Raw genomic sequence first — 6,969 nt, 5'->3', positions numbered from 1 at the left:
ATCACAAATAAAGCATACCAATCTCCTAATGATTGGTTTCACAGCACACCGTATAATAAGTGCATAGCCGCTGTCAGTCGCATGGCATGAATTGAGGGTCGAAAAGATGAAAACTCAGAGATATAATGCTAAGCGACGAAACAAATCAGATGGCTACACAATGAGCTACAATCACCTGAGTCTTCAAGAAAGGCATTATATCAATACTTCATTGAAAAAAGGAATGTCTTTATCACAAATAGCAAGAGATCTTGAGCGTTCACAAAGTACAATTAGCAGAGAAGTAAACCGTAATAAAGACAAGCATAAACTTGTAAAATTGACAGCTGAGATAACTAAAAAAATTGATAAATACCTTCGTCGAGAATGGGGCACTGAACAAATAGTGGGACGGTTAGCAAGTGACGGCATAATTAAATTGGATCATGAAACAGTCTACCAATATATCTTGGTAGATAAAAAAGCAGGCGGTGATTTGTATACGCACTTACGACATCAAGGTAAGACCTATCGAAAGCATTACGGTACAGTCTGGTATACCGAATAGAAAAGATATTGATTAAAGACCAGAAGCAGCTAATAACCGAACACGACTTGGTGACTGGGAAGTTGATACTATGATTGGAAACAAACACAAAGGTGCATTAGCAGCCTTTGATGAGCGAAAATCAAAACTACGACTAGCCTTGTCAGTTAGCCGCAAAAGCGCTGAAGAAGTCACGCATGCGATTACGCAAATGCTTGAACCTATAAAAGACGTCGTACTAAGCAACACATTAAAGCGCAATTCTCAATTCAAGTTGCTGTATTATAATCACATTTAATTTATCATTTCAAATGATGCTCACCTTTGTACTCACTTTGGTAATTGCTAGAATAGCTATTAATAAAATCATGATTAATTGTCTAAGATATTGAAATTTAGATGTTTTAATTTTTTTCTTTATGGTAGTTATTACGAACGCTTAAGGATGTGGATTTTTTTCTGATTGCATTGATTGATGACTAACTTACTGTAATCTCAGTCATAAAATACCACCTCAGTATTTTGATTAAGTCGGTAAATCACGGCAAGACAGACGAGTCAGACTCTTAAATAAAATGATCTAAAAAGCATAATAGCTCTAGATTTTTTACTCAATCGATATTGGCATCCCCCCTCATGGTATTGTTTTCAAATTTAATGCTAAGGAAGTCTGAAGAATAGATGTATCTTTCTCAAGAACTACCAAGCTAAGTGGCTACTTATTAATTTTCATAATATTTAATTTTTGAGCTTGAAGTGTTAACAGTCCTTAAAAAGTGAAAATTCTTAGGGAATTATTGATATAATCGCAAAATGGTGTACAGTGTACCTCCTTTAAAAAGGAATTTTAAATAGCTCATGCTATTGAATTCATAGAAACACCAATTTTTACACGTCAAATTAAAGAATTTGCAACAGATTATGAGCTCAAAGAGCTACAGATAGAGTTAATTTGTTCTCCAGAAAAAGGTGTTTTAATTAAAAATACAGGTGGGCTACGTAAAATAAGAATGCCTAATAATTCTAAAGGTAAGAGTAGTGGTATAAGAGTTATTTATTTTATTGCTTCAGAACAAATGATTTTTCTAGTGTTAGCTTATCATAAAAGCAAGAAGACAAATTTGACTGAATTTGAAAAAATAGAGCTAAAAAAATTAACTAAATTATTGAAAAAAGAGGTGTGATATGAATTTTTTTGATGAATTGAAAGCATCACTTGAAGAAGCTGTTGATATTAAAAATGGTCTTAATACTAATGCTATTCGTAAACGTTATGAATTAGCTGATGTAAAAGCACTTCGTCAACAATTGAATGTATCTCAAAGTGAATTAGATATAGCCCTTGGAACGAGTTTAGATACGATTAAAAGTTGGGAGTCAGGGAGACGTAATCCAACAGGATTAGCAGCTAAAGTACTAGCAACAATTAAATCTAATCCTAATTTTTATAAAGAATTACAATCACATTAAAAACATGTGATTGAGTTCAAATAAAAAGAAGCTTTAGATTGAATAAAAAGTACAAATAATTAATATTTACTTTTTTTAGGGTATGAAATGAATTTAAATTAATTTCATACCCACATGATTGAAAGGGAATGTAATTTTAATCGCTACACATTAAAGCGCAATTCTCAATTCAAGTGATTGTATTATAATTGCTTTAAATTTCTCATTTCAAATTGTACTCACCTTTGTACTCACTTCGGTAATTGCTGGGAATATAATCATATTTAGTATCTGGGTACTTAAACACTAAATAGATACCACAATAAACCAAAATGGAATTAATCATAAACAACAGTATGGTAATTAAACTTATACTTTAAAAATAACAGCTTAATTTACTTTTGCTCTGTTTGATTAACGCATTATTTTGCTGTGAGACAAGTTGTACTATCTTTAATGTCTAAAATAAACATATCAAAATGGGTAAATTCACAATTTAAATTACAGCCTCCTATAATTATCAACAACTATCCTAATTGATAGGGACCCTGTGATAACTATTATAATAAATTTATGACTGATAATCCTCATATTCCCAAGCAAAATACCTTGATAGTTTCTGAGCTGTTTTAGTCCAAGTATCACAAGTACAAATCTCAATATATTTATTGATGGTTTCTGTTATTTCATCTAGATCATATTTACGAACTAATAAAGTATGCCTCATTAATTCAGGAACCCATTGATTGTTACAAAGCCATTCAGGAGTACATACAAACAAATCGAAATAATCAGCGCCATTACTATCTGCCATACCTATCGATAGGTTTAAAACTATACGAAAATTATTTTTATCGTCGGGTAAATACACCCTCGGATCGTGATCTATTGAACTAATTGATTTTAATAATATTTTCATTTTTTAATCCTTAATATTTAAGTGACCATTACTAATTTTTACTCTATTACCTTTATCATTAATATTGTATGTTTCAAAATTGGCTTGAACACCAGTTGTTGCAAAAGAACTATCCTTGCTTGATGGTGGTCTATATCCCCTTGTGCCATCAGCACTTATCCACCCACCATCTGATGTTCTTTTTGCTCCATCGCCAACCCAAATTTTACCTAATCGATCTGCTTCAGCCGTTGTTCCAACACCTATTCCAAAATTTACTTTGCCATTACCCCCTTTTACAGCTGCATCTAATCTAAGATCTTGTTTTGCGATATTGTCTAAATTTTGTTTGTAAAGATCATCCTTTAGCTTTTGGTAATTAGCTACGTTTGTTGCATCAGAATTTCTAATATCTACTTTTTTACTATGTTGTTTTGGTGTTAAACTACCACCAACTTTAACATTCCCAAAGACCTGACCTAATCGAGATAAACTTACTCCTCCCGATACCCCATGAACCATAAATTGAACCGCAATCGTTCTACCAGCCATTGCGCCAGCTTGTTTTTCGTTGAATCCGAAGTCTTCATAGCCACGCTTGTATGAGTCGTAGACCAGACGTAAAAAATCGGCCTCTTTGCTTGTTGCATCAAGAAGAGATTGGATTTCCTGGTAACCTACTTGTTTTTCTGGTGGGTAATGATAAGTCAAATGCTTATAGGTTGCTAAATCATTATACGCCTTTTTACGTTCAACTTCGCATGTTTTGCTATTAACATCTTGGCAAGCAAGAAGAAGGGCTTCAGTGCTTGACTCATCCTTTATCCGAAGTTCAAGTAAACGAAGTTGATCTTTTTCACTGAGTATTCCTTCTTGCTCGCGAAATTCAAGCATCGTTTTTGCATGTTTTTCATCAGTATTTAAATAATTATTTTCGATTGCATTCTTACCAATAATAGCTCCTTGCGTTGCATCACTAGCGCTGTCACCTGTTAATCCTCCTGCAACGGCTGCCGCGATTTGGGAAAGAGCTGAAATGTTTTGACGCTCATCTTCGGTTAAATCAGCAAACGATTTATCACCGTAGAGTTCATTCTTGATAAGATTGGCTGCTGCTTCTGCACTGAGGGCACCTAATCCTCCTGCGAGGGCATTGTTGTCGTTGGCTGCACTGAGTAACGCACCTAAAATCGCATGAGCAGCTAAATTAGCCTCAGTGTTGACACTGCCGTCTGGATTGGTCGTCGCATTCTTAATCCCTTCTGCAAGGTAAGGTGCTGAGCCATTCGCAAGGGCTTTGGTAATATCTCCACCGAGTGCTCCTTTTAATGCGCCAGTTAATGCTTGAGTCACTTGTTGGTATTTACCTCCAGTGCCCCAATCACGCATGGCGTTGTTTTGTGCTCTTTGCTCTATGTCTTGTGTGGAGGGATTCTTACCCTCTGCTAAGAGCTCTTTCTTCGCTAATTCAAGTGCAGCAGGGTCGTTTTTGGCTTTTTCTGCCCGTATTTGCCCCTCAGTGCGAACAATATTACTGAGCTGATTGCCAATATCAGAGATTAGTTTCTCTTCGTCTAACCGTTCTTGCTCTTTGTCTTTATCAAAGATTTTATCTAGCGATTGATGTGCGTTATCCGTATCACGATTCAGCGTGTCAATATCTTGTGTTTGATTTGTCTCATCCTTAAGGGTGATATCAATGTTATTGCCAATCGTGGCTTGGGTTGTGCTATCAGATTCACCACTGTTGTTACTGTTAGACACACCAGGAATACTCAAACCTCCCATTCCGAGGTTACCCCCAACGCTATTGCTTGAGACATCAAACTGCGCTTTATTTTCGATATCTTCAAAGCTGAGGGTCCCGGTACTCAAGGAGTTATCCTCACCTTTGCTGGCTATAACTCCCCCTTTGAGGTGGGTGTTGTTTTCAACATTAATATCAACGCCTTTATTACCCGCAAATAACCCTGATTGCTCTTGAACGCTTGCATAATCACTGTCCATCTTGATACGGTCACCATTGATGCCACCACTGACGCTGGTGTTGGTACCAAAAGAGACACCAACATTCGCTCCAAGATTAGTTTGCTTACTCTCGTAGCTTTCACTGTCTTGCAGGCTCTCAATGCGTAAATCACGTCCAACATCAACCGTAATCCCGTCACCGTTAACTTGCCCACCTTGGATAAGGGTATCTCGGTTACTTGTGATAGAGACGTCATTGCCTGCAGTAATTAAGGTGTTTTGATGGGTGAGAGAGTGGCCGTTTTCATTGCCTTTACCCCGATTGGCTGAAGCATTAAGACCGATGGTACCCGCTAAATCGATACTGCCCCCGAGACTCCAACCACGACTCTCATTCTTACCCTCGAGTTTTGAAGTATCTTGCGCTGCTTGTAATAACACATCGCGATTTGCCTCAAGGGTGATGTTATTCTCTGCATCCAAGCGACTGCCTTCTATACGGATATCTTTTTCAGTCGCCTGAAGGTTAATGTCACCCCCCGCACTTAAGTGACTTCCAGAATGATTAACCTCGTTAAGGGTTTCTTCTGAGCGTGAGGATTGACTACCGTAGCTGGCATTAATACCCAGGGTGCTACCATATGGGTTCGGCTGATTGCTTGCATTGGCTAGACGTAATTCTTGTAGCCCTTGTGCACCAGATAAGGCGCTACTTAACCCTAATAAGGCATTTTTACGGTCACTGTTGCTACGACTCGTTTGTGATGCGCTGCCTACCGCACTGTTAATCGCACCACCTACCGAACCTCCTAGGCTGACGGTTAAACCCGAACTTTTACTCTCAGTGATATGTGTTTCATCATGGGTATTGGCCGCTGCTGTGATACTGATATCTTTAGCCACCACATTGATGTCTTCGCCTGCAATCAGGTCACTGCCATGAATATTGGCGTTATTACCTGCCACGATATTGACATTGTTATTGAGGCTACCTAGTGTACTGCCGACTTCTACACCATCACGATAAGAGTCATCGGTCTTGTCGCTTTTCTTACCAACAAAGACACCTAAACCGCCTCCGCTCATCACCCCTGATTTTTTTCTTTCAGTGGTGGTTTGGGTATAGTATTGCTCTTTAGCCGTTGTGATATTGACATCATTGCCCGCTTTGAGAGTTAATGTTTCATCTGCAATCACATCACTGCCTTGAATCAAAGCATCATTACCCGCAACCATTGTGATGGTGTCACCATTAAATTCACTGCCAGTACTCGTTTGATTGTCAATTTGGGTGCGTGTCGTCGTACTTGAACTAGAGAATAAACCTTTGCTACTGGTTTTGGTTTGCGAGTCTAGGGTTTCGGTTGAAATCCCCTCTCGCAGGGTAATGTTGTTACCGGCTTGAACAGTTAAATTTTTATCTGCCGTGACGCTTGCTGCGATACTGTCCATATCATTGCCAGCAATGAGACTGATGTCACCTGCGCCATAAATTTGAGTACCCACCTCAGAGCTACTCTCTTGATGCCAATAGTTATCACCACTGCCTACGTGGTCTTTACTTTGAGTTTGAACGGTATTTAAGGTGATATCATTACCTGCTTTGAGTAAGGTTGAGCTCTCTTCACCTTGATTCACGAGATTAGCCGCCGTCAAGGTCAGGTTATTCCCTGCCTCTAGTACTAACACGCCTTCATCCCCCATTACGCCCATTTGCGCCACTTGGTTGATGACCGTACTCTCTTTGCCATCAGATGGATTAATTGAGTGGTTATTCTTAGTGGTGGTGATGACATTAATGTCTCCACCTGCTCTGGCTATCAATGCATCATCAGCTAAGATACTGCCACCCACGTTATTGATATCTTGAGTAGCCGTTAATCCAATTTGATTGGCTTGCAATTGTCCCGCATGGTTATTGATAGTTCCTGCATTAACTATTAAGGTCTCTTTTGCTTGTAGGCTACCCGTATTCGTGAAATCCCCTTTAAGTTCTAACTGCATATTTTTAGCGCTGAGTAATGCGCCTGAGCTATCTAAATCACTGGGTTGAACTTTAGCGTACACTTGAGGCACTAATACCTCCTGAGTCGACCCATCGGCTAAGGTCACCGTTTGGTTAACAAGC

6 protein-coding genes are annotated in these 6,969 nt (G+C 38.6%); 4 read left to right on the top strand and 2 right to left on the bottom strand.

The features are described from left to right. Nucleotides 1-106 precede the first annotated feature (106 nt). The 4 genes from ACFFIT_RS06665 to nadS all read left to right on the top strand — a co-directional run bounded on the left by ACFFIT_RS06665 (nucleotide 107) and on the right by nadS (nucleotide 1,996). Nucleotides 107-547: a helix-turn-helix domain-containing protein gene (locus tag ACFFIT_RS06665; RefSeq protein ID WP_385876872.1), complete on the top strand. Its 441-nt coding sequence runs from the start codon at nucleotides 107-109 to the stop codon at nucleotides 545-547. Nucleotides 548-617: 70 nt separating this feature from the next. Further along, nucleotides 618-824: a hypothetical protein gene (locus ACFFIT_RS06660; protein ID WP_385876871.1), complete on the top strand. Its 207-nt coding sequence runs from the start codon at nucleotides 618-620 to the stop codon at nucleotides 822-824. A gap of 553 nt (nucleotides 825-1,377) precedes the next feature. Continuing rightward, nucleotides 1,378-1,710: a type II toxin-antitoxin system RelE/ParE family toxin gene (locus ACFFIT_RS06655; protein ID WP_385876873.1), complete on the top strand. Its 333-nt coding sequence runs from the start codon at nucleotides 1,378-1,380 to the stop codon at nucleotides 1,708-1,710. Nucleotide 1,711: 1 nt separating this feature from the next. Next, a complete protein-coding gene (gene nadS / locus ACFFIT_RS06650; protein ID WP_385876870.1) occupies nucleotides 1,712-1,996 on the top strand; it encodes a NadS family protein in 285 nt (94 codons plus the stop codon). 550 nt (nucleotides 1,997-2,546) lie between these two features. On the opposite strand, the gene ACFFIT_RS06645 is transcribed toward nadS, so the two are convergent. Both ACFFIT_RS06645 and ACFFIT_RS06640 read right to left on the bottom strand, forming a co-directional pair. Next, nucleotides 2,547-2,894, bottom strand: coding sequence for an immunity 8 family protein (locus ACFFIT_RS06645; protein WP_385876869.1), 348 nt, complete (start codon nucleotides 2,892-2,894; stop codon nucleotides 2,547-2,549). Between the two features lie 3 nt (nucleotides 2,895-2,897). Further along, entirely contained in the window at nucleotides 2,898-6,917 is a 4,020-nt protein-coding gene (locus ACFFIT_RS06640; protein ID WP_385876868.1) for a hemagglutinin repeat-containing protein, read from the bottom strand. Nucleotides 6,918-6,969: the final 52 nt, after the last annotated feature.

Origin of the sequence: Thorsellia kenyensis (genome assembly GCF_042432445.1) — a bacterium.
GTDB classification, from domain to species: domain Bacteria; phylum Pseudomonadota; class Gammaproteobacteria; order Enterobacterales; family Thorselliaceae; genus Thorsellia; species Thorsellia kenyensis.
This window is presented reverse-complemented; position numbering and strand designations above follow the sequence as displayed.

Excerpts from the sequence above, each read along its gene's own strand:
- ACFFIT_RS06665 (WP_385876872.1), top strand. The coding sequence starts at position 107 with ATGAAAACTCAGAGATATAATGCTAAGCGACGAAACAAATCAGATGGC.
- ACFFIT_RS06660 (WP_385876871.1), top strand. The coding sequence starts at position 618 with ATGATTGGAAACAAACACAAAGGTGCATTAGCAGCCTTTGATGAGCGA.
- nadS (WP_385876870.1), top strand. The coding sequence starts at position 1,712 with ATGAATTTTTTTGATGAATTGAAAGCATCACTTGAAGAAGCTGTTGAT.
- ACFFIT_RS06645 (WP_385876869.1), bottom strand. The coding sequence starts at position 2,894 with ATGAAAATATTATTAAAATCAATTAGTTCAATAGATCACGATCCGAGG.